The sequence below is a fragment of the Pantoea sp. CS_6 genome (genome assembly GCF_041954745.1).
Classification (GTDB): domain Bacteria; phylum Pseudomonadota; class Gammaproteobacteria; order Enterobacterales; family Enterobacteriaceae; genus Pantoea; species Pantoea stewartii.
Genome location: NZ_JAVAYG010000008.1, coordinates 94,076 through 113,375, shown reverse-complemented (window position 1 = coordinate 113,375; position 19,300 = coordinate 94,076). Strand labels below are relative to the sequence as shown.

Below are 19,300 nucleotides of genomic sequence, written 5' to 3'. Positions count from 1 at the left end.
ACGGCCGCATCTTTTGCGGCCGCCTGTTTTACCGCTGAGCCTCACCACCCAACGCTTCAATCAGATTACTGGTCAGGGCGGCCAGTTCGCTGGTCATCAGGATAAAGTCGGCATCGAAGCGCTGAGCAAAATCCTCCCGATCGATATCGTCGTTCTGATCACGCAGCGTATCGCTGAATTTCAGGCGCTTCACGGAACCATCATCCGACAGGACGAACTGAATCCGTTCCTGCCAGTCGAGCGCCAGTTTTGTCACCAGCTTGCCGGCCTCGATATGGTTGGCGATTTCGTCGCATACCAGGTCCTGTTTTTTACAGCGAATCACGCCGCCGTCTTCCAGAATCGCTTTCAGCTCGGCTTCATCCATCAGGGCAAAGCCTGCGGGCAGATCGCCGGAACGTACCCACTCGGTCAGCGTCAGTTCAATCGGGCTTTCCAGCGTCAGAGGTACGACCGGCAGTGAACCCAGGCTTTTACGCAGCAGGGCCAGCGTATCTTCGGCTTTTTTCGCGCTGGCGCAGTCCACCATGATCAGATTATTAACGGTATCGATCCACATAAACGTCTGGCTGAAACGGCTGAAGGCACGCGGCAACAGGCTGTGCAGCACTTCATCCTTGAGCGAATCTTTTTCGGTTTTTTTCAGCTTACGGCTCTGTTCTGCCTCAAGCTTGTCAATTTTGGCTTCCAGCGCCTGCTTCACCACCGGTGAAGGCAAAATTTTCTCTTCTTTGCGCGCGCAGATGACAATCTGACCGTTATTCACATGGGTCAGCGCATCGCTGCGGTTTCCCATCGGTGACACCCAACCGGTCTTGCTCATGTCCTGGCTGCCACAAGGCGAGAAGGTGAATGCCTCAAGCTGTTTTTCCATGTCGTCTGCGGACAACGGAATGTCACGATTCAGACGATAAACCATCATATTTTTAAACCACAACATCAGGATTCCTTACCGTGGCGCGATCGGGCGCACAAATCTCACTAAGTGTGCGCATGATAGCGAAACATCGATGCGGTTTCATTGCCTTTAAGGGCATCGCCTTTTAGTGTAAGAATCCCCTAACGAATAATGAGGAATAAACCGTGCGCATCGGCATTGATTTGGGCGGCACCAAAACAGAAGTGATTGCGTTGTCCAGCGAGGGAAGCGAGCTGTTTCGCCATCGGGTTTCCACGCCCCGAAACGACTATGCCGCTACGGTACAGGCTATTGTCGATCTGGTGCGTCTGGCGGAAGAAAAGACCGGACAGACGGGCACGGTAGGCCTCGGTATTCCCGGCACGCTTTCGCCCTACACGCAGCGGGTAAAAAACGCGAACTCAACCTGGCTTAACGGACAGCCGCTGGACAAGGATCTGGCGCACGCGCTGAATCGTGACGTCCGCATTGCCAACGACGCGAACTGTCTGGCCGTATCCGAAGCCGTTGACGGCGCGGGTGCCGGTAAGCCGCTGGTCTTTGGAGTGATTATTGGCACCGGTTCGGGGGCGGGCGTGGCGATAAACGGCGAATCCCGTATCGGTGGTAATGGTAATGCGGGCGAATGGGGCCACAATCCGCTGCCGTGGATGGACGAAGATGAACTGCGCTATCGCGCTGAAGTGCCCTGTTATTGCGGATTACAGGGCTGTATTGAAACCTTTGTCTCGGGCACCGGCTTTGCCACTGATTACCAGCGTTTAAGCGGCGTTGCACGCAAAGGTGCCGAGATTGTTCACCTGCTGGCACAGCAGGATCCGGTGGCGGAACTGGCTATGAGCCGCTACGAAATGCGCCTGGCCAAATCGCTGGCCCAGGTGGTTAACCTGATCGATCCGGATGTGATTGTTCTGGGCGGCGGCATGAGCAACGTGGATCGTCTGTACCAGACCGTCCCCACACTGATGAAAAAATGGGTATTTGGCGGCGAATGTGAAACGCCGGTACTGAAAGCCGTACACGGGGATTCGAGCGGTGTTCGCGGAGCCGCCTGGCTCTGGCCTGAGTAATCCGTTGTGGACGGTGAACCGCCAGTTTTCAGGCTTCATCACCGTCAGGCTGCACCGCCGGTTCAGGACTTTCCGAAAGGGCGCATCTGCATTTACGTTCAGGCCGCGATGGCGCGAGCTGCCGCGTTATGGTTACGGGGCAAAAGCAAATACCCATTGCCGGGGCGCGCCCTGAGGCGGAAGGGGCATATCACGCGCGCTACTCACGCTCTGCCAGGCGCTCAGGCATAACGATTCATTTCCTTCTGTGCGCATGACGTTATAGCGGCCGTCCGCGCGGCGTTGTGCCGTCACCAGGCAGCGCTGGCCTGTGTAACGTTGCGCGTGATGAAAATTGCGCATCACCACGGCATTCACCTGCGCGATATAGTGGTCGACGGCCTGGCACTGAGTCTGCGTCATGTTCGGCGCGCAGTGCCTGGCATCAGCGCCGTGCGGCTGGCTGCAGCCTGCTAAAAGCAGCAGGGCAACCGCGAAAATACCGGTCCATCTCAACATGGTTAACCTCCTACTGGCCGGGGATGTCAAGGGTGCTGTAACCCAGGCCATTCATTTTGCGTACCTTAATCTGAACGGGAATGCGCTCTTTCATGGCTTCAACATGGCTGATGACGCCAATAGTTTTGCCACTGGCGTTAAGCGCATCCAGGGCATCCAGAGCGGTGTCCAGCGTTTCGGCATCCAGCGTACCAAAGCCCTCATCCAGAAATAACGACTCAATGCGGGTTTTATGGCTGACGAGGTCAGACAGTGCCAGCGCCAGCGCCAGGCTCACCAGGAAACTTTCTCCGCCGGACAGCGTGCGCGTATCGCGGGCGCTGTCGGCCTGCCAGGTATCCACCACATCCAGTTCCAGCACATCGCTGGCACGTCGCTGTAAAAGGTAGCGACCGTGCAGGCGATCTAACTGACGGTTGGCCAGGGCCACCAGGTGATCGAGCGTAAGCCCCTGGGCAAAGCGCCGGAATTTATCGCCCGTTGCCGAGCCAATAAGATCGTTAAGCAGGGTCCATTGCGCTAACGCCGTCTCATCCTGCGCAATACGCGCCAGTAGCGTTTGCTGTTGGTTTCGCAGGCTGGCATCGCTGTCTAACTGCTGCTGTACCTGGCCCTGCTGGTTTGCATTTTCACGCAGGGACTGCTGTAAGCGCGCCAGCTCTGCCGCCAGCACGTCCGGTGAATCCGGCATCAAAGCCGGTTTTTGCTGCTGATGTGCCGCCAGCCGCTGCTGCAGTTCTGCCAGGCGTGCCTGCTGGTGCAGACGGTGCTGGTCAATCTGCTGAAGCTGCTGACGCAGTTGCTGCGCCGCCTGTTCATCCAGCAATGCCGCGCGCAGGTGCGTTTCATCAGCGAATTCGGCCGCCGCCAGCGCCGCGCTGAAGCGTTGTTCTGCTTCCGTGACGCGCCCGGACAGGCTCTGCAGTTGGCTTTCCAGCAGCGTCAACTGGCCATTAAGACGGCTGACCTCTGCCTGTGACTGATGCAGTGCGTTGCGCTGCTGAGTAAGTTGCGCCTCGTGCTGATCGACGAGCACCTGCATCTGCTGGCGCGCCTGAGCCACATCGCGATCGCCAAACAGGGCCTGACGCTGCTGCTGTTTTTCATGTGCCTGCTGCTGTAACGCGGTGAGCTGCTGCCGCTGCTGATCCAGGCGTTGCTGCTCAAGCTGTAACTGCTGTTGCAGCGCGTCAGCCTGTGTTTCCGCCCGTGCAAGTTGCGGCTGCAGGTTAGCAAGCAACCGCTCACTCTCTTGCCAGCGCTGCCAGCGCTCTTGCTGGGTTGCCAGCCAGTTGTCGCGCGCCGTACGTTCAGGTAAAGATAACGCCACGTCGCTGAACTGCTGTGCCAGCGCGGCTTCAAGCTGCTGGCCGTTTTCTGCGGCCTGACGCTGCTGTTGATGTAACGCCTGAAGCGCCTGGTGCTGGCTTTCCAGTTGCTGCTGAGTCAACAGTAGCGTTTGCTGATGCTGTTGTAATGTCTGGTGCTGCCGCAGGTGGTGATCTTTGGCCGCCAGCACCGCGCGCTCGGCTTGCTCCAGTGCGTCAAGCCGGGCCGTAAGCGTCTGCTCGTGGCGATTTTGCGCCTGCTGCCACGCGATTCTTGCATCCGTATCTGTCAGCGGGAAGGTGAGCGCCAGCTCACTGCTCAGTTCCTGCCATTGTTGAGAAAGGGCATCAAGTTGTTGGGTCAGACCCGTGATTTCTTCGCGCAGAGATTGCTGTTGAGCCTGTAGCTGCTTTATCTGCTCCTTCTTTGCCGTCCCGGTTTCACTCAACGCGTCTACCTGTTTTTGCAGCTCGGCTTTACGTTGTTGGTTAGCACTAACTTCCAGAGCACGATAGGTTTCGACCGCAGGATGCTCGCAGGCGCCGCACAACGGGCAGGGCTGCCCGGCTTCAAGCCGGGCGCGGTACTGTTCCAGGTCAGCAATCTGGCTTTCGAGCTGGCAAATTTTCTCTACGTCGCTGAGCTGCTGTTTTTCCCGTCGCCAGGCTTCTCTTAACGTCAGCAGTGCGCTTTCACCCTGCTGCTGAGCCGTCTCAAGCTCATGCAGGCGTTTTTCGTACTGCGTGCGCTGCTGATGCAGGGGTTGCCACTGCGCGGCCACTATCGTCAGCGCATGGCGCGCCTCGCGCTGTTGCTGATGCTGGCTCAGTGCCTGACGTAAGGCTTCAGGTGGATGCGCGTTCTGAAGGGAAGTTAGTGCTTGCTCAGCCTGAGACAAGGACTGCTGCGCCTGCTGTGCGGCCTGATCCAGTGGCGTGAGTTGCTGTGCCAGCTGCTCAATATCCCCCTGGCGCTGATGAATGTGGCGCTGTTGCTGCTGTATCTGCTGATCCAGCTCAGCCTGTGCCGCTTCATAGCGGGTCAGTTGGGCAAAACGCTCTTTCCAGATCGGAAGGTGTTCACCCCATTGCGGCATGTCAGCTAACTGCTCACGTAGGGCATGCTGTTGAGCAATCGTCTCTTGCAGGTGGCGCACCTGGCGGGCTTCGCTGTGTAACGCGGCTTCGCGCTGAGCGCAGTGTTGCTGTTGCCGTTCGGCATCCTGCTGTAGCTGCTGAATGTGCTCGTATAAGGCAGAGAGAGACTGATCAAGCGGAATGACCTGCCCGGTCAACAGCGTTTCCTGCTGCTGCTGTTGCTGTCGGCACTGTTCGTGCGCCGTGTCCGTTTCCGCATAGCGTTGCTGCAACACATGATGCGCCTGTGTGGCCGTGTGCATCTGTTGGCTGAGCTGCTGCTGACGTTCCCGCATCGCGTTGCGTTCGGCCAGCAGACTGTCACGTTGCTGCAACGGACCGCGCAGTTTCTCCGCCGGTTCACTGCGCGCCAGACGTTGACGATCCGGCTCTGCCGCCTGACTGGTGTGCTCTGCCGCAGCGAGGGCCGCGGTTGCCTGCTCTGTATCCGCAATAGCCTGCTGATGCTGTTGCTGCCACTGTTGCTGCGCCTGCGCCACGGCAAGCGCGGCAGTCAGCTGGTGTTCAGTGTCGCTGAGGGCCTTTTTTTGCTGGTGCAGTGCAGTACGGGTTGCCTCATCAAGCAGCGCCATGCCGCCTGCCCGACTGCGTAACAGTTCCAGCGCCGTTTTGGCCGCTTTGTGGCGTTCGAACACGGCCATGGACAGACGACCATAAATTTCGGTTCCGGTCAGTTCTTCCAGCAGTTCTGCCCGCTCATTGGCTTTGGCGTTAAGAAACGCCGCAAACTGGCCTTGTGACAGCATCATTGAGCGGGTGAAGCGCGCAAAATCCAGCCCGCTCAGCGTTTCCGTAAGTTTGAGCTTATCGCTCACTTTATCTGCCACAATCTGATTATCGGCGCAGCGTGCCAGCTCAACGCGGGGAGCCTGCAGTTTACCGTCAGCGGTGCCGCGCGCGCGGTTCTGGCTCCAGAATGCCCGCCAGGCTTCGCCTTTAATTTCAAACTCGACCTCCGCCAGGCACTCGGCACAGTCGCGTGTCATCAGGGGGTTATGCCCCTGAGAGATGCCGCCCAGGCGCGGCGTCTGGTGATACAGTGCCAGACAGATGGCGTCCAGCAGCGTAGTTTTACCGGCGCCCGTCGCGCCGGTAATCGCAAACAGCCCGTTGCTGGCAAACGGCTCGGTGCGAAAATCAATAAACCACTCACCTTTGAGCGCGTTAAGATTTTTGAAGCGCAGCGTCAGAATTTTCATGGCTGTTCCTCCAGATCCGCCAGCGTCTGTTTAAACCGCAGGGTGGTCTGGGCAATCTGATCCGCGTCCAGCGCGTCATCCAGCGCCAGTCGTCGGGCAAACACTTCTTCCACATTCAGTTCGCTCAGGGTTTCTTTATCCAGCTGTGCCAGACTGTGCTGGCGCTGTTCACGGCTGCGGCGCAGCAGCAAAACGTCTACGGGCAGGGAAGCTGTCAGCGCTTCTACCTGACGCTGCAAATCACTTAAATATTCCTGCGTGGTCACTTCAATATCCAGCCAGACAGGTTTGGTCCCGTCGGGCGCAGAAAACTGGCTGAGCTGCCGGGTGATTTGCGCCAGCGAGCCTTTCAGGACCTGCATTGGCTGGAACAGGGGAATGGTCAGGGGCGTGACCGTCAGGCCTGACGGGCTGAAATCCAGCAGGAACACACTTTTTTCGCTGCCCAGTTCATCGAAGCTGAGCGGAATCGGCGAACCGCTGTAGCGAATATGATCGCTGTCGGCCACGCGCTGCGCACGATGAATATGCCCCAGCGCAATATAATCCGCAGGCGGAAAGGCCGAGGCCGGAAAGGCATCCAGTGTACCAATATAGATATCGCGCACTGAGTCGCTTTTGCTGACGCCGAGGGCGGTGAGGTGGCCGGTCGCGACGATGGGAAGCGCCAGATTCAGCGCCTGCGCGGCAGCAAAACTGCGCTGATAATGGGCGGTAATGGCCTCCAGCAGGCTGCGCTGTTTATCGCGTCCTGACTGGCCGGCCTGGCTGCGCATAATATCGCGTGGCCGCAGATAAGGAATGGCGCACAGCAGCGCGCCCGGTTCGCCCCGACGCGTCGTTAACACCAGCACATCGTCCCCGTCCTGCGGCGTGGTAATCACGCGGGTATTCAGGCAGGCGAGCAGTTCACGCGACTCGTTCAGCGTCGCCACCGAATCGTGATTTCCGGCCAGCACCACCAGCTGACAGCCGCTGGGTTGTAACGCCACCACAAAGCGGTTGAACATTTCACGTGCATAGCTGGGCGGTGTGCCGGTATCGAATAAATCACCCGCCACAATCAGCGCATCCACCTGATGCTCTTCAATTCGGGCCAGCAGCCAGTCCAGAAAGGCCTGATGCTCAGCGGCCCGGCTTTTGTTGTAAAAGAACTGCCCCAGGTGCCAGTCCGCGGTATGGATAATGCGCATAACACTCCCTGCCATAACAAATCGCCCGGCGATTATACTGGCTCCATCACTAAAGCCACAAAACATGTCGTCATGTTGTCATAAATGGTTGTTGCAGGCCGGTTTTTATGGCTAACTTTTTCATAAAAGTGTCACAAAACTGACGCATAATGGCGCCGCAAATATCAGTGAAAGCCGTCCTACCTGCAGGAGTCATAATGGCTAAGCGCATTTTAGTTGTGGAAGATGAAGCTCCAATCCGTGAGATGTTATGTTTCGTTCTGGAACAAAATGATTATCAGCCGATTGAGGCAGAAGATTATGACAGCGCCGTCAGTAAGCTGATTGAACCCTGGCCTGACCTTATCCTGCTGGACTGGATGTTACCTGGCGGCAGCGGCATTCAGTTTATCAAACACCTTAAACGTGAAGCGATGACGCGTGATATTCCGGTCATGATGCTGACCGCCCGTGGCGAAGAGGAAGATCGCGTGCGTGGCCTGGAAGTCGGGGCCGACGACTACATTACCAAACCGTTTTCACCGAAAGAGCTGATGGCCCGTATCAAAGCTGTGATGCGTCGCATTTCGCCGATGGCGGTCGAAGATGTAATTGAAATGCAGGGCCTGAGCCTGGATCCCTCCTCGCACCGGGTGATGTCGGAAACCACGCCGCTGGAGATGGGGCCGACAGAGTACAAGCTGCTCCACTTCTTTATGACCCATCCTGAACGTGTTTACAGCCGTGAACAGCTACTGAATCACGTCTGGGGCACCAACGTCTATGTTGAAGATCGTACAGTTGACGTGCATATTCGCCGTCTGCGCAAAGCGCTGGAACTGACCGGTCACGATCGCATGGTACAAACCGTCCGCGGAACAGGTTATCGTTTCTCTGCCCGCTTTTAAACGGAGCTTTAACCGTGCTGGAACGCCTCTCCTGGAAGCGATTATTGTCCGAACTGGTGCTGGCGTGTTTGCCTGCGCTGGTACTCGGCCTGTTGTTCGGCTATCTGCCGTGGCTGTTGTTACTCAGCGTAGTCGGTATTTTACTGTGGCATTTTTATAACCTGATGCGGCTGTCGCACTGGCTGTGGCTGGATCGCACGATGACCCCGCCTTCCGGTCAGGCAAGCTGGGAACCGCTGTTTTACGGTCTGTACCAAATGCAGCTGCGCAACCGACGTCGGCGGCGTGAGCTGGGTCATCTGATCAAACGGTTTCGCAGTGGTGCAGAGTCGCTGCCGGATGCCGTTATCCTGACAACGGAAGAGGGCACCATCTTCTGGTGCAATGGCCTGGCACAGCAGCACCTCGGGCTGCGCTGGCCCGAAGATAACGGGCAAAATATCCTTAATCTGCTGCGCTATCCTGAATTTTCACGTTATCTGCGCCAGCGCGATTTCGACAAGCCGCTGACGCTGGTGCTGAATAACCAGCATCACATGGAATTTCGTGTTATGCCCTACAGCGAAGGCCAGTGGTTGATGGTGGCCCGCGACGTAACGCAAATGCACCAGCTGGAAGGTGCACGACGCAACTTCTTCGCCAACGTCAGTCACGAACTCCGGACGCCGCTGACGGTGCTTCAGGGTTATCTGGAGATGATGAATGACTCGGTCATGAATCAACGTTCGCGTGACAAAGCGTTGCACACCATGTCAGAACAAACCCGCCGAATGGACAGCCTGGTGAAGCAGCTTCTGACGCTGTCGCGTATTGAGGCGGCCCCGGTCATCAATATGAAAGAAAAAGTCGATGTGCCGGTCATGTTGAAACTGCTGCAACATGAAGCGGAAACGCTGAGCGGCGGGCGACATCAAATCCATTTTCACACCGATCCGCATCTGAAAGTGTTTGGCAATGACGAGCAATTGCGCAGTGCCATCTCCAACCTGGTCTACAACGCGGTCAACCATACGCCAGACGGCACACGAATTGATATCAGTTGGTTACGCAGCAAGCAGGGCGCGGTATTTAAGGTCTGCGATAACGGTCCCGGTATTCCCGCTGAGCATATTCCGCGCCTGACCGAACGCTTTTATCGTGTAGACAAAGCACGTTCACGTGCGACCGGCGGCAGCGGGCTGGGGCTGGCTATCGTCAAACATGCGTTGAGTCACCATAATGCCCGGCTGGAGATCACCAGCATCCCGCATCAGGAAACCTGTTTTACATTTACCCTGGCGCTAAGGTTGATTGTCAGTAACGGGATGCAGGAGAATGCCGTTCATCAATCGTGAACGGACCGGAACGATGCGCGCTTTTCTTTTGGTGTTCTTTTCGCTGTTGCCAGCCCTCGGGCAGGCGCAGCCCGTCATGCTGTCCGGAAATCTCAGTAGCGCCGGCTCCGACACGCTCGGCTACCTGATGACGTTATGGGGAGATGACTTTAGCCGTCAGGCGCCTGGCGTGAACGTTCAGGTTCAGGCTTCGGGGTCGTCTACCGCGCCCACTGCGTTGACCGCCGGGGCCGTTCAACTGGGCGCGATGAGTCGTCCGATGCAGGCTGATGAGCGCCAGGCCTTTGAGGCGCGCTATGGCTATCCGCCGCTGGCCGTGCCGGTGGCAATGGATGCGCTGGTCGTGGTGGTCAATCAACGTAACCCGCTGCGTGAAATCGATCCGCGTCAGCTCGATGCGGTTTTTTCTATCACCCGGCTTTGCGGCGCGCATCAGGTTCCACAACGCTGGGGTGACCTGGGACTGCGCGAGACAGAATGGCAGCAGCGTCCCATCCAGCGCTATGGCCGTAACTCCGCCTCGGGAACATGGGGCTTTTTCAAACAGCAGGCGCTGTGTCAGGGCGATTTCCGCAATGACGTGGCCGAGTTTCCCGGTTCTGCCGCCGTGGTACAGGCCGTAGCCGATAATCCCCGCAGCATCGGCTATGCCAGTTTTGGTTTCCATCTGAGCGGCGTCAGGTTGCTGCCTGTGGTGACCAAAAACGGCGACGCGGTGGCACCGGATCCAGAGACTATCCGTACCGGCCGCTATCCATGGTCGCGTCCGCTTTATCTCTATGTGAATAAAGCGCCAGGTAAACCTTTACCGCCACTGGTCGATGCCTTTTTACGACAGGTGCTTTCCAGTCAGGGTCAACAGCGCGTCAGCGAGGCCGGGTATTTGCCGCTCTCTGCGGCGCAGATTGCTCAGGCTCGCGCTTCGCTCGAATAACGTCCACCTGCCCGTCAACAAACGCCGGTAGCGTCACCGTGAAACAGCCTGCCTCCGGACCCGTAAGCCCGATCAGGCTGTCTGTGCTGCGGTCGCTGACAGAAAAGCCGACGGCGACAATGCAACATGAATTTTTTTCAGGCGACGTGAATTTTATTCGTTTGCCGCTGAGAGAACAGCATGTCACTCTGCATTTAGACGTTTAGCCATCCAGAAGGCTAAAATAACATTATGTAACTATTCCCGGCCGAAATTATCTGGCCGTGATAAGGAGTGATCATGCAAAGACAAACCGCCCCGTTTCGTGCCGACACCGTTGGCAGCTTTCTTCGTCCTGCCGCGATCAAACAGGCTCGCGAGAAATACCAGGCGGGGGAAATCAGCGCTGACGAGTTGCGTGAGGTTGAAAACGAAGCCATCCGTGATGTGGTGGCAAAACAGCGTGAAAACGGCCTCAAAGTGGTCACGGATGGGGAATTCCGTCGCGGCTGGTGGCATTTTGACTTTTTCTACGGCCTGAAAGGCGTGGAACATTTTGAAGCCGATCAGGGCATTCAGTTCAACGGCGTACAGACCAAAGCGCACGGTGTCAAAGTGACCGGCAAACTGGGGTTTGACGGGCATCCGATGCTGGATCATTTCCGCTTTTTGCAAGGCATCGCAGGGGATGCCGTGGCGAAAATGACGATTCCCAGTCCCAGCGTGCTGCATTTCCGTGGCGGACGTAAAGTGATCGACCCGGAGGTGTATCCCGATCTTGATGTGTACTTTGACGATCTGGCACAGACTTACAAAGACGCAATCGCCGCCTTTTATGCGGCAGGCTGCCGCTATCTGCAACTGGATGATACGGTGTGGGCGTACCTGTGTTCGGACGATCAAAAGCGTGAGATCCGCGAGCGCGGTGACGATCCCGAGCAGCTGGCCCGAACGTACGCCCGCGTGCTGAATAAAGCGCTGGAGGATAAACCGGCCGATCTGACCGTCGGTCTGCATGTCTGCCGCGGCAATTTCCGTTCGACCTGGATTTCAGAAGGCGGCTATGAACCTGTGGCCGAAATCCTGTTTGGCACTGTTAATGTCGATGCGTTTTTCCTGGAATATGATAACCACCGTTCCGGCGGTTTCGAACCGCTGCGTTTTATCCGGCCGGGTCATCAGCAGGCGGTGCTTGGTTTAATTACCACCAAGGTCGGCGAACTCGAAGACGTGGATCAGGTAAAAGCACGTTTACAGGAGGCGACGCAGTACCTCAGCCTTGACCAGATTTGCCTTAGTCCACAGTGTGGCTTTGCCTCAACGGAAGAGGGGAACAGCCTGACCGAAGCGGAACAGTGGCAGAAGATTCGTCTGGTTGTGGATGTGGCGAATCAGGTCTGGTAAGCGTCAAAAGTGCGCAGTGTGGCGCAATATATGCGCCACTTGTGCATAAAAAGACGTCAGTATGCTGGTATTTCCCATGGCCTGTTTATTATTAAGGCACATCATCTGATGTGCTTGCTGCTAATATTGATGTGATCCACTAATTTTGACTTAAATCACGAAATAAGCCTCTGGTTTTCCGATCTCGTATTGCCTTTCTTCGCTATAAACGTTTTACTTACGGCCGTTGTCGATTTATCCCTCTGTGAACAGAAAAAAAGCAGCTCAAATCACCTGCGCTAAACCGGACGCTGCGCATAATGCGCTGCTGTCGTCTGATCAGCCGTTGTCATGGCGCAGCGAGGGGGCAACGCAAACTTATCTTTCATCGCAACATCAGTGACAGGCCGTATGACACATCGTTTAACCGTTAAAGACATTCTCGCGCTGGGCTTTATGACGTTTGCCCTGTTTGTTGGTGCGGGTAACATTATCTTTCCTCCTATGGTCGGTATTCAGTCAGGCGAACATGTCTGGGTGGCCGCTTTAGGGTTTCTGCTTACCGCTGTGGGATTACCCGTCATCACCGTCATTGCGCTGGCGCGCGTCGGCGGCGGGATTGACGCGCTGAGTACACCGATTGGTAAAATTGCCGGGGTGGTTCTGGCCACTGTCTGCTATCTGGCGGTGGGGCCACTCTTTGCCACGCCGCGCACCGCCACGGTGTCGTTTGAAGTCGGGATCGCGCCGATCACCGGCGACGGTGCACTGCCGTTGTTCATCTACAGCCTGATTTACTTTGTGCTGGTGATGGGCATTTCGCTCTATCCCGGCAAACTGCTGGATACGGTCGGGCATATTCTGGCACCGCTGAAAATTGCCGCCCTGACGCTGCTCGGCGTTGCCGCCCTGCTGTGGCCCGCAGGCGGCACCATTCCGGCCACCGCCGACTACCAGCGCGCTGCGTTTTCCAGCGGTTTCGTGAACGGCTATCTCACGATGGATACGCTGGGTGCCCTGGTATTCGGGATTGTGATTGTGAATGCGGCCCGTTCACGCGGTATTGATAACGCGGCACTGTTAACCCGTTATACGGTACTGGCGGGGATTATCGCGGGTGTAGGGCTGACGCTGGTCTACCTGAGCCTGTTTAAACTGGGCGCAGGAAGCGGGGCGCTGGTCGATCAAAATGCTAACGGCGCCGCGATTCTGCATGCCTATGTACAGCACACCTTTGGCGATATGGGCAGCTTCTTCCTTGCCGCGCTGATTTTTATTGCCTGTATGGTGACAGCCGTGGGCCTGACCTGTGCCTGCGCCGAGTTTTTTGCCCAGTATCTGCCGTTGTCATACAAAACGCTGGTGTTTGTGCTGGGGCTGTTCTCCATGGTGGTTTCCAACCTGGGGCTGAGTCATCTGATCCAGATCTCGATTCCGGTGCTGACCGCAATTTATCCGCCGTGCATCGTACTGGTTGTGCTGAGTTTTACCCAGAATATCTGGAACAAAAGCAGCCGAATCATTGCTCCGACTATGCTTGTCAGCCTGCTGTTTGGTATCCTTGACGCAATCAAAACCACCGGGTTTAAAGAGGCGTTACCCGCATTCAGCCAGCATCTGCCATTAGCCGACCAGGGGCTTGCCTGGTTGCCGCCCTCACTGGTGATGTTGCTGCTTGTGGCGTTGGTTGATCGGTTAAAAGGGCCGGAACAGGTGACAGTTCACTCGTAACGGCTAAGATTGATTCTTCTTTAACCACGGGCTTGCCCGTGGTTTTTTCATTTCACAGGTACAGGTTGTTATGCAAGAAACCAACAAGCTCAAACGCGGACTGAGCACGCGCCACATCCGTTTTATGGCGCTGGGATCGGCGATTGGCACCGGGCTGTTTTATGGCTCGGCGGACGCCATCAGGATGGCAGGACCGAGCGTTCTGCTCGCCTATATTATCGGCGGCGCGGTGGCGTACATTATCATGCGCGCGCTGGGAGAAATGTCCGTTAATAATCCCCAGGCCAGCTCGTTTTCTCGTTACGCGCAGGATTATCTTGGACCAATGGCTGGGTATATCACCGGCTGGACGTACTGCTTTGAGATTCTGATTGTGGCCATCGCCGACGTCACGGCATTTGGTATTTATATGGGTGTCTGGTTCCCGGAGGTGCCGCACTGGATCTGGGTACTGAGCGTCGTGCTGATCATCGGCGCGGTCAATCTGATGAGCGTGAAGGTGTTCGGCGAAGTGGAGTTCTGGTTCTCCTTCTTCAAAGTCGCCACCATTATTGTGATGATTCTGGCAGGATTTGGCATGATCATCTGGGGCATCGGTAACGGTGGCCAGCCGACCGGCATTCACAACCTGTGGACCAACGGCGGCTTTTTTGCCCACGGGATTGTTGGCATGCTGCTGTCACTTCAGATGGTGATGTTTGCTTACGGCGGGATAGAAATTATTGGCATCACGGCCGGTGAAGCTAAGGATCCGGCGACTTCCATCCCACGCGCCATTAATTCCGTGCCGATGCGTATTCTGGTGTTTTACGTGGGTACGCTGTTTGTCATCATGTCCCTCTATCCATGGAATCAGGTGGGCACCAACGGTAGCCCGTTTGTGCTGACCTTCCAACATCTGGGTATTGCCGCTGCCGCTTCTATCCTCAACTTTGTGGTACTGACGGCCTCCCTGTCCGCGATTAACAGCGATGTGTTCGGTGTCGGGCGTATGCTGCACGGTATGGCGCAGCAGGGCCATGCACCTAAAGTGTTTATGAAGGTGTCAGCACGCGGGATTCCGTGGGTCACGGTAGTAGTCATGATGTTTGCCATGCTGATTGCGGTCTGGCTCAACTACCTGATGCCCGAGAAAGTGTTCCTGGTCATTGCCTCTCTGGCCACCTTTGCCACCGTCTGGGTCTGGATTATGATTCTGCTGTCCCAGATTGCGTTTCGCCGCAAAATTGGTAAAGCGGCAGCCCGTCAGCTGACATTTGCCCTCCCGGGCGGAAGCTGGACAGCCGGTTTCGGCGTAGCCTTTTTATGCTTTATCATCGGCCTGATCGGCTACTTTCCGGATACGCGCATCTCACTTTACGTGGGCATGGTGTGGATTGTGCTGTTGCTGCTGGGTTATAAGCTGGTGCGCAAGCCGTCCTGATTCCCGGCCGCGAAGGCGACTGACACGACGAAATAAAATCGGCGAAAGGATTCGCCGAAAACGTCACATAGCAAATGAAACAAACAGAGGGATGATTGACGAAACGATGCTAATGCAAAAGCGTACGTCGTTAAATAAGTTGCCGAAAAATAAGAGAAAGCCCACCGTTAACCCGACACGGGCGCTAATGCGTTCTGCGCGGGTAATATAAGGGATTCCGGAACGATCGCGCTGCGGTCCAGCTGTTGACCCAACGCGGCAATCGCATCCTGTAACGGGCACAGTGTACCCACGTCGGTGATATGGCAGCCGGCTTGCTGCCACTCCTGACGCAACAAAGGATGACGGTCATTAATGGGTTGTAACTGACGTAGCCCGTCCAGACTTTGTGCCTGAAAATAGACGCGCAGGTAGCGCTGATTGCTTTGCGTATCCCGCCAGCGCTCCATCACCAGGCTACTTCCCGGCGGAATATTACCGCGCGTATAACCCGGCAGTTGCCATTCAAATCCCATCAGGCGGCGAACCATCGCGATATTCGTGTCATGGGCCACCAGCAGTACCCATCGTACATCGGGATCGTTCCCCTGAATGGCGTCGAGCATCCGCTGTAACAGAAGCGAGCCACGGCGTTGCGCCATATAGAGCACATCATTGCTGAGATCATAACTGGCCGTCAGCAGGGGGAGCAGGGCGGTGATCTGTTGAGCGGAAGTGATGTGGCCCCACGCCAGCCTCGCGAACGGTAAGTTTTCGCTGTAGCCCAGGCGCAACGTCTCGACCATGGCGGCCAGCGTGCTTAAGCCTTCAACATAGACGCTGCCGCTTTTGGTCTGCTTTAACTGCCAGGGGCGATCAAAAAACGGGCACGCGCGGTTAGCCGGACAGACCGCCTGTTTAAGCGCCTGAATGGCGGGCTGGAGCTGCTGCTGTCGCTGTGCTAAATCGCCCGCCACACGCCGCTTTTCTTCCATCTCACGCTGCGGATCGATGCGGGCAAAGGGCAATTTTTCCGTCTGAAAAAGCGGATCGACGTCGCCCGTGACGGTATGCACCGCCACGCTGCAGCCGGGAAATGCGCCATCCACCAACGCTTCGGCAGTGGCGCGCGTTCGCTGAAGAGGGCTGGCGCGTACGTAGAGTGCTGTCGCGTCAGGACAACCCGCGGGAAGTAATCCCAACTGGCGATAGTGATCGCCTTCCCAGCGCGCTTTATTCACCACCGCACTGTAGCCATGGCCCGTCAGCTCGCCGTCCGCTGTACTCCACCGGGGCCAGGGCTGTCCGGTTGCTGCCTCTGTCTCCTGGCGGTTGCCCGGCGTCGGCGGGCGCACCCCGTGTCGGCTGAGTTCGACCACTTTCTCTAACTGGTATTCTGGCGCCGCGTAAAGCGACCCCGCCACGAACCATAACGCACAGAGCGCGACTACGCGCAGGTGGCTACAGGCAGACATTATTCATCCTCCAGTTCCTGGTGCGCGAGAAGGGCTTTAATCTGTGGATAGATTACGGCATTCGCCAGCAAAACGGGATTGCCGTTTTTCAGGCCATCATTGCGCATATAGTCATTGGTGACGCCGCCCGCTTCCCGCATTAACACGATGCCCGGCAGGCTGTCCCAGGGATGCATATGGGCTTCATAATAGCCAATCAGGCGACCGGCAGCGGCCCAGGCGCTGGTTAATGCACCGGAGCCGATGCGAATGAACATCCCGCCTTGTTTGAGTAGCGCATCAATAAGCTGCGTAACCTTTTCTCCCGGCACCCGGCTGGAATTACTGATGCCCAACAGCCCTTCGTTGAGGTGACGGGCCTGATGAACCTCAAGCCGGGTCTCATTAAGCCAGGCGCCCTGGCCTTTGCGGGCGTGAAACAGCTCCTGATGATTGGGATCGCAAACCACGCCTACCACCGGTTCACCTTCGCAGACGATGGCCAGCGAAACGCACCAGTTATGCAGACCATTGACGAAGCAGGCGGTGCCATCAATCGGATCGATGACCCATAAAATGCGGGCCTCGCCTGTTTCTCCACCGCTCTCTTCACCTAATACCGCATCCTCGGGATAGCGTTCTGCAATCAGTGATTTAATTAATTCTTCAACGTTACGGTCAGCTTCACTGACCACGTCCTGAAGGTCCCTTTTATGTTCCACCACCAGTTTTTGACGCTGTTGATACCATGACAAGGCGCGGCTTGCGGCGGCACGGGCGATTTCGCAGGCGTAGCGATAGCGCGCGTCAATTTCAGAATGCGAAGCGGATGACATGTTTCCCTCTTATGATTTTAAAACACATCGAATACAGGAAGCGCCTGAACAGGCGGTCTGACAGTGAGAGTAGCGCAAAGCATAGTTAAGCAAGGCTTATTAAGCCGTAGTGCGCCAGTAATGGCAATATCGTCGGTGTACTGTTTGCGTGCTTTTTCAGCGTTATCAGGTAAGCCGCGTCTTACCTGATAAAGAGGGTGAATCACAGCTGCCGGCTGGCGGCCAACTGCATCAGGCGGGGATAAAACTGAAAGAAACAGGCTTCAAAGGCCGGATAATGGGCGGTGAAGTCCTGGTAAGAGTCGCTGAGTGCCGCCAGCCTTGGCCGACGTCGGGCCATGCCATTCAGCACGCGTTCAAGGCGCAGGGGATCGGCGTAGTGTTCGAACCAGCGTTCTCGCCACATCACCGCATTCAGTTCTTTAAATTCCTCGGGCGTGGCGGCCAGTTGCGGAACGATTTCGCGCTCGGCACGGGCCGTAAACGCTTGCAGCGTTTGTGACGGATGAACGCGATCCCAGTGGCGCGCCAGAAAATGGTCCCAGATGACATCCAGCGTGATGGGGGCGACGCGATAGGTCTCTGCCCGGAAAAGCTGGCGTGCCGCGCGCACTTCCGGCAGGGCATCGGTCATTACGTCCAGGCGACGATGCATCAGAATGCCGTCGGCCACCGGTTCAGGCCAGTGTTGGTGCGGCGCGCCGCGAACGAAATCGGCCATCAGATTGCCCAGCAAAGAGCTGTTGGCAAGATGGGCTAAGTGAAGATGCGCAAGAAAATTCATGCGGCATTATAAGCGCAACTCCGTTTACGCAGCCAGTTGTTCAGAATTGTTCGGTTTTCCGCTAAACTGTGCCGCCTGTTTTTCTGAGTAAGAAGTCTGTCATGCGTGTCGCCGATTTTGCTTTTGATTTGCCTGAATCTCTTATCGCCCATTATCCCCAGGCGCAACGAAGTGGTTGCCGCCTGCTGTCGCTGGATGGCCCAACCGGCGCGCTCACTCACGGCGTGTTTACGGATGTGCTGGATAAGCTCCAGCCCGGAGATCTGCTGGTGTTTAACAACACGCGCGTTATCCCGGCCAGGGTGTTCGGACGCAAGGCAAGCGGCGGCAAAATTGAGATGCTGGTCGAGCGCATGCTTGATGACAAGCGCGTGCTGGCGCATGTTCGCGCATCGAAAGCGCCGAAGCCTGGCGCAGCGCTGCTGCTGGGTGACGACGAGAGCGTGAAAGCCACTATGGTGGCGCGGCACGATGCGTTGTTTGAGATCGCCTTTGACGATGACCGCGACGTACTGGACATTCTTAACCGCGTCGGCCATATGCCGCTGCCGCCGTACATTGACCGCCCGGATGAAGAGGCGGATCGTGAGCTTTATCAAACGGTTTACAGCGCCCGACCCGGTGCCGTCGCCGCGCCCACGGCGGGGCTGCATTTTGATGAGCCGCTGTTGCAGGCGCTCAAAGATAAAGGCGTGGAAATGGCCTTTGTCACGTTGCACGTTGGGGCGGGCACGTTCCAGCCGGTGCGCGTCGAGACGATTGAAGATCACCACATGCACGCGGAGTACGCGGAAGTCCCGCAGGATGTGGTAGACGCGGTGCTGGCCTGTAAGGCGCGGGGGAATAAAGTGGTCGCCGTTGGCACCACCTCGGTACGTTCGCTGGAAAGCGCCGCCAAAGCCAGTCAGGATGCCCTGATTGCGCCGTTCTTCGACGATACCCAAATTTTTATCTATCCGGGCTACGAGTACCAGGTGATCGATGCGTTAATCACCAACTTCCATTTGCCGGAATCAACCCTGATTATGCTGGTCTCGGCCTTCGCCGGTTACCAGCACACCATGGCTGCTTATCGCGCTGCGGTGGCAGAAGAATACCGTTTCTTCAGCTACGGCGACGCGATGTTTATCAGCAAAAACCCCCAGGCGCCGCTGGAAAAAGTGGGCGCCTGATCTGTTTACTTTGAACATCGGACTGTTTCTCCGATGGAG

At 56.7% G+C, this 19,300-nt stretch carries 15 protein-coding genes; 8 read left to right on the top strand and 7 right to left on the bottom strand.

Going from position 1 to position 19,300, the window contains the following annotated elements; genetic code table 11:
- Window positions 1–28 precede the first annotated feature (28 nt).
- On the bottom strand, window positions 29–940 hold the full coding sequence (gene rdgC / locus RAC90_RS13730; protein WP_033738615.1) for a recombination-associated protein RdgC: 912 nt from the start codon (window positions 938–940) through the stop codon (window positions 29–31).
- Window positions 941–1,083: 143 nt separating this feature from the next.
- Between rdgC and mak the strand changes: the two genes are divergently transcribed.
- A complete protein-coding gene (mak, locus tag RAC90_RS13725) occupies window positions 1,084–1,989 on the top strand; it encodes a fructokinase (RefSeq protein WP_033738617.1) in 906 nt (301 codons plus the stop codon).
- Between the two features lie 132 nt (window positions 1,990–2,121).
- Here the strand turns inward: mak and RAC90_RS13720 are convergent, their stop codons facing one another.
- The 3 genes from RAC90_RS13720 to sbcD are packed head-to-tail and all read right to left on the bottom strand — an operon-like array spanning window position 2,122 to window position 7,365.
- Entirely contained in the window at window positions 2,122–2,487 is a 366-nt protein-coding gene (locus RAC90_RS13720; RefSeq protein ID WP_277281403.1) for a cell envelope integrity protein TolA, read from the bottom strand.
- Between the two features lie 10 nt (window positions 2,488–2,497).
- Complete coding sequence (locus tag RAC90_RS13715) at window positions 2,498–6,172, bottom strand: AAA family ATPase (protein WP_375124453.1); 3,675 nt, start codon at window positions 6,170–6,172, stop codon at window positions 2,498–2,500.
- Complete coding sequence (gene sbcD / locus RAC90_RS13710; protein WP_039338511.1) at window positions 6,169–7,365, bottom strand: exonuclease subunit SbcD; 1,197 nt, start codon at window positions 7,363–7,365, stop codon at window positions 6,169–6,171. The genes RAC90_RS13715 and sbcD overlap by 4 nt, the downstream gene beginning before the upstream one ends.
- 197 nt (window positions 7,366–7,562) lie before the next feature.
- On the opposite strand from sbcD, the gene phoB reads away from it, so the two are divergent.
- The 6 genes from phoB to proY all read left to right on the top strand — a co-directional run bounded on the left by phoB (window position 7,563) and on the right by proY (window position 15,036).
- On the top strand, window positions 7,563–8,252 hold the full coding sequence (phoB, locus tag RAC90_RS13705; protein ID WP_014606457.1) for a phosphate response regulator transcription factor PhoB: 690 nt from the start codon (window positions 7,563–7,565) through the stop codon (window positions 8,250–8,252).
- 14 nt (window positions 8,253–8,266) lie between these two features.
- Window positions 8,267–9,586: a phosphate regulon sensor histidine kinase PhoR gene (phoR, locus tag RAC90_RS13700; protein ID WP_375124452.1), complete on the top strand. Its 1,320-nt coding sequence runs from the start codon at window positions 8,267–8,269 to the stop codon at window positions 9,584–9,586.
- A 13-nt stretch (window positions 9,587–9,599) separates the two neighbouring features.
- Entirely contained in the window at window positions 9,600–10,520 is a 921-nt protein-coding gene (locus tag RAC90_RS13695; RefSeq protein WP_375124451.1) for a PstS family phosphate ABC transporter substrate-binding protein, read from the top strand.
- A 279-nt stretch (window positions 10,521–10,799) separates the two neighbouring features.
- Window positions 10,800–11,903, top strand: a complete 1,104-nt coding sequence (locus RAC90_RS13690; RefSeq protein ID WP_033738625.1) for a cobalamin-independent methionine synthase II family protein — start codon at window positions 10,800–10,802, stop codon at window positions 11,901–11,903.
- 390 nt (window positions 11,904–12,293) lie between these two features.
- On the top strand, window positions 12,294–13,613 hold the full coding sequence (brnQ, locus tag RAC90_RS13685; protein ID WP_006117572.1) for a branched-chain amino acid transport system II carrier protein: 1,320 nt from the start codon (window positions 12,294–12,296) through the stop codon (window positions 13,611–13,613).
- Between the two features lie 70 nt (window positions 13,614–13,683).
- Window positions 13,684–15,036, top strand: coding sequence for a proline-specific permease ProY (gene proY, locus RAC90_RS13680; protein ID WP_006117571.1), 1,353 nt, complete (start codon window positions 13,684–13,686; stop codon window positions 15,034–15,036).
- Between the two features lie 167 nt (window positions 15,037–15,203).
- Here the strand turns inward: proY and RAC90_RS13675 are convergent, their stop codons facing one another.
- From RAC90_RS13675 to RAC90_RS13665, 3 genes are all read right to left on the bottom strand, one after another.
- Window positions 15,204–16,490: a histidine-type phosphatase gene (locus RAC90_RS13675; RefSeq protein WP_375124450.1), complete on the bottom strand. Its 1,287-nt coding sequence runs from the start codon at window positions 16,488–16,490 to the stop codon at window positions 15,204–15,206.
- The gene (locus tag RAC90_RS13670; RefSeq protein WP_375124449.1) at window positions 16,490–17,305 is read right to left on the bottom strand and encodes an inositol monophosphatase family protein; all 816 of its coding nucleotides are present in this window, start codon (window positions 17,303–17,305) and stop codon (window positions 16,490–16,492) included. The genes RAC90_RS13675 and RAC90_RS13670 overlap by 1 nt, the downstream gene beginning before the upstream one ends.
- A gap of 202 nt (window positions 17,306–17,507) precedes the next feature.
- Window positions 17,508–18,089 carry an ACP phosphodiesterase gene (locus RAC90_RS13665; RefSeq protein WP_006117568.1) on the bottom strand — a complete coding sequence of 194 codons (582 nt, stop codon included), beginning with the start codon at window positions 18,087–18,089 and terminating at the stop codon, window positions 17,508–17,510.
- Window positions 18,090–18,190: 101 nt separating this feature from the next.
- On the opposite strand from RAC90_RS13665, the gene queA reads away from it, so the two are divergent.
- Window positions 18,191–19,261, top strand: a complete 1,071-nt coding sequence (queA, locus tag RAC90_RS13660) for a tRNA preQ1(34) S-adenosylmethionine ribosyltransferase-isomerase QueA (protein WP_006117567.1) — start codon at window positions 18,191–18,193, stop codon at window positions 19,259–19,261.
- Window positions 19,262–19,300: the final 39 nt, after the last annotated feature.